Origin of the sequence: Massilia sp. CT11-108 (genome assembly GCF_047302915.1) — a bacterium.
Classification (GTDB): Bacteria; Pseudomonadota; Gammaproteobacteria; order Burkholderiales; family Burkholderiaceae_D; genus Telluria; species Telluria orientalis.
The window spans coordinates 1-3,578 of the sequence record NZ_JBKYMO010000531.1; the positions used below are offsets into that span (position 1 = coordinate 1).

Below are 3,578 nucleotides of genomic sequence, written 5' to 3' on the forward strand. Positions count from 1 at the left end.
GTGCAGCAGCGCCTGGCATTCGGCGCGCTCGGACCCGTCGCCGACGAGCAGCAGCTTCAACCGCTGGTGCGCCGGATGCGGCGACGCGATCAGGCGCAGGAATGCCTCGACGAGGGTCGTGTGGTTGCCGGCGGCATCCATGCGGCCGACGCTCCCGACGACGAATGCCCCATCGTGCATGAAACCGGGCGGGCCGACGGCGGCGGACGGCCCCAGCCGCGGATGGAATTGCACGCTGTCGACGCCGCTCGCGATCTGCGACACGCGCGCCGGTTCCGCGCCCACGGATTCGACGAGCCATTCCTCGAGGTCGCTGCTGGCCGCGATGTAATGGTCGACGAGCGGACACAGCAGCCGGCGCAGCAGCCGGGTACCGACGCCCCGTCCGGCATCCGCCGCGCCGCGTCCGTGTTCCGCATGCACGCGCAGCTTGACCCCGGCCAGCGCCGCGACCACCTGGGCGGGCAGCCCGGCGCCGTCACGAGTGTGGATGAGGTCGGGCCGCAGCGCGCGCAACACGCCGAACATACGCACGTAGTGCAGGGGATCGGACCCGGACCGCTTGTGCAGGTTGACGACCTGGACGCCGTGCTCGCGGACGTCGGCGTGATGGCCGAAGCGGTCGTGCATGCAGACGATGGCGTGGCGATAGCGCTCGGGCGGCAGGTAGCGGATCAGGTTCAGCAGGCTGGTCTCGGTGAGGGCGGCATCGAGCGCGTCGACCACGTGGACGACGAGACGCGGCCGCTCGTCCGGCTCGAAGAGGGAACCCATGCATCACCCGAAAATGAGACGAGATGGCAGATTATATTGCGCTGCAACGTGGCATTTTTTCTGCTTGCGGGCACTGTTGACCGGCCTCAAAGGTTCGCCGCCGCACCGAACCACAGGTGGGCGCGCGCTACGATGGGGCTCCATCCGTACAAGGAACCACCATGAGCTCACACGACAGCAAAGACATCGCCGACCTGAAATCGAGGATCAAGGAAGTCCGCTTTCCCATGTTCACATGGCAGGACGAACACGGCCACCTGCTGAGCCAGCCGATGACACAGGAAGAGGTCGACGACGCGGGCGGCGTCTGGTTCTTCACGTCCACGCAGACCGCGCTGTGGGATTGCATCGCGCACCGGCCGCAAGTGAACCTGTCGTTCGCGAAGCCGGAAGACAGCCTGTTCGTGTCGGTCAGCGGCCTGGCCGAGCGCGTCGTCGACCGCGAACGCATCCGCGCGATGTGGAACGCGGGCGTGCAGGCGTGGTTCCCGGCCGGTCCGGACGACGAGCACGCCGTGCTGATCCGCGTCGAGCCGCACTCCGCCGAATACTGGGACTCGCACGACAGCAAGATGGTGCGCCTGTTCGCCTACGCGAAAGCGGCCGTGACCGGCACCCGGCCGGACGTGGATGCCGAACACCGCACACTGAAGCTATAACATTCCTCTCTTGCAATAATCGGAGTGGCTGGCGTACAGTACACGCTTCTTTGAAGGAGCGTGCATGGATAGGGACGGGCAGGGCCGGACGCGATGATCGCGCCGCTCGAACTGGCGGCGAACGGATTTGTCGCGGTGTCCATCCTGCTGGCCGGACGCAACAACGTCCACACGTGGTGGACCGGCATCGTCGGCTGCACGCTGTTCGGCGCGCTGTTCGCCCAGAACCGCCTGTATGCCGACGTCGCCCTGCAGGCGTTCTTCGTCGCCACCAGCGTCGTCGGCTGGTGGAAATGGGTGCGCGGCGACCATGGCGACCCGCTGCCGATCACGCACGCCGGCGCTGCCAACCTCTTGTGGACCGTGCCGGTGGGCATCGCCGCCACGGCCGGCTACGGGGCGTTGCTGCACTTCACGACCAGCGCGTACGCGCCTTTCCTCGATTCCGCCGTCCTCGTCTTTTCCGTCATCGGCCAGGTGCTCATGATGCAGCGCCGCGTCGAGAATTGGGCGTTCTGGCTGCTGGTGAACTCCATCGCCGCACCGCTCTACCTGAGCCGCGACCTCGTCCTGACGGCCGTGCTGTATGGCGGCTTCTGGGTCAATGCCATCGTTTCCTGGCGCAGCTGGTACCGACTGGCTGCGCAACCTCTTTTATCCGAGAGCCCAATCCCATGAACAAGACACCGCTCGCGGCCGCGCTGGCCATCCTTACCTTCACGTTGTCGGCTACCGCCGCCGACCAGGTCGTCGCCATCCGCGCCGGCAAACTGGTCGACGTCGTCGGTGGCAAGGTACTGCCGGACCAGACTATCCTCGTCAGCGGCGAACGCATCACGGCCGTCGGACCCAGCGCGAGCACGACCGTGCCGGCGGGCGCCCAGGTGATCGATTTGTCGCGCGAGACCGTGCTCCCGGGCCTGATCGACGCCCACGTGCACCTGACCGGCGACCCGAACCTGCACGGCTACCGGTCACTGGGCGTGTCCGACATCCGCGCCGCCATGTACGGCGCGTACGCGGCGCGGCGCACGCTGGAAGCCGGCTTCACGACGGTGCGCAACGTGGGCGCGAGCGGCTTCGGCGACGTGGCGCTGCGCGACGCCATCAACGACGGCGAGCTGCCCGGTCCGCGCATGCGCGTGGCCGGCTACGCCATCGGCATCCAGGGCGGCCACTGCGACAACAACCTGCTGCCGCACGATTTCCATTTCACGGAGAACGGCGTGGCCGACGGTCCGTGGGCGGCACGCGCCAAGGTGCGCGAGATGGCGAAGTTCGGCGCCGACACGATCAAGATCTGCGCCTCCGGCGGCGTGCTGTCGAAAGGCGACGAGGCGGGCGCCCAGCAACTGACGCTGGAAGAGATGAAGGCAATCGTCGAGGAAGCCCATAAACTGGGCCGCCGCGTGGCCGCGCATGCGCATGGCGCGAGCAGCATCCGCGACGCGATCCTGGCCGGCGTCGACTCGGTCGAGCATGCGAGCCTGATCGACGACGAGGGCATCCGCCTCGCGCGAGAAAAAGGCACGTATCTCGTGATGGACATCTATAACGACGACTTCATCCTGCAGGAAGGCGCCAGGGCCGGGATGCTGCCGGAGTCGCTGGAGAAGGAGCGCATGGTCGGTCAACTGCAGCGCGATAACTTCCGCAAGGCGTTCAAGGCAGGCGACAAGATGGCGTTCGGCACCGACGCCGGCGTCTATCCCCACGGCGACAATGCCCGCCAGTTCTTTTACATGGTCAAGTACGGCATGACGCCCATGCAGGCGCTCCAGGCCGCGACAATCAATGGCGCCGACCTGCTGGGCTGGAAGGATCGCGTGGGGTCGATCACGCCGGGCAAGTATGCGGACATCGTGGCGGTCAGCGGGGATCCGCTGGCGGATCCGGCCGCGCTGACGCGCGTGGACTTCGTCATGAAGGGTGGCGCCGTCATCCGGAGCGATACGCGAAAATAGACGTCACCTATCCACGGCCAACATCCACGACCAGCCATCGCACTGGACATGGACTGCGCCCAGATCTGCCGCATGGCCGGCGCCGCCCGCGGGTCAGTCGCGGCGGGGCGGCGCCAGGTCGTCTTCGCTCTGGTTACCGCCCGTTTCGGGCGCGCCGAGACCCGTCGAACCGGGGCTGGCC

The 3,578-nt window shown here is 67.2% G+C and carries 4 protein-coding genes; 3 read left to right on the forward strand and 1 reads right to left on the reverse strand.

The genetic code is table 11. From position 1 onward, the window contains the following. The coding region (locus tag ACEN88_RS26790) for a glycosyltransferase (RefSeq protein WP_413344556.1) at window positions 1-774 on the reverse strand (774 nt) is incomplete at its 3' end. A 161-nt stretch (window positions 775-935) separates the two neighbouring features. Here ACEN88_RS26790 and ACEN88_RS26795 point away from each other — a divergent pair. The 3 genes from ACEN88_RS26795 to ACEN88_RS26805 all read left to right on the forward strand — a co-directional run bounded on the left by ACEN88_RS26795 (window position 936) and on the right by ACEN88_RS26805 (window position 3,397). Next, complete coding sequence (locus tag ACEN88_RS26795; RefSeq protein ID WP_413344557.1) at window positions 936-1,433, forward strand: pyridoxamine 5'-phosphate oxidase family protein; 498 nt, start codon at window positions 936-938, stop codon at window positions 1,431-1,433. Window positions 1,434-1,526: 93 nt separating this feature from the next. Then, window positions 1,527-2,111: a nicotinamide riboside transporter PnuC gene (gene pnuC / locus ACEN88_RS26800; RefSeq protein ID WP_413344559.1), complete on the forward strand. Its 585-nt coding sequence runs from the start codon at window positions 1,527-1,529 to the stop codon at window positions 2,109-2,111. Beyond that, the gene (locus ACEN88_RS26805) at window positions 2,108-3,397 is read left to right on the forward strand and encodes an amidohydrolase family protein (RefSeq protein WP_413344561.1); all 1,290 of its coding nucleotides are present in this window, start codon (window positions 2,108-2,110) and stop codon (window positions 3,395-3,397) included. The genes pnuC and ACEN88_RS26805 overlap by 4 nt, the downstream gene beginning before the upstream one ends. Window positions 3,398-3,578 lie beyond the last annotated feature (181 nt).

Excerpts from the sequence above, each read along its gene's own strand:
- ACEN88_RS26805 (WP_413344561.1), top strand. The coding sequence starts at position 2,108 with ATGAACAAGACACCGCTCGCGGCCGCGCTGGCCATCCTTACCTTCACG.
- pnuC (WP_413344559.1), top strand. The coding sequence starts at position 1,527 with ATGATCGCGCCGCTCGAACTGGCGGCGAACGGATTTGTCGCGGTGTCC.
- ACEN88_RS26795 (WP_413344557.1), top strand. The coding sequence starts at position 936 with ATGAGCTCACACGACAGCAAAGACATCGCCGACCTGAAATCGAGGATC.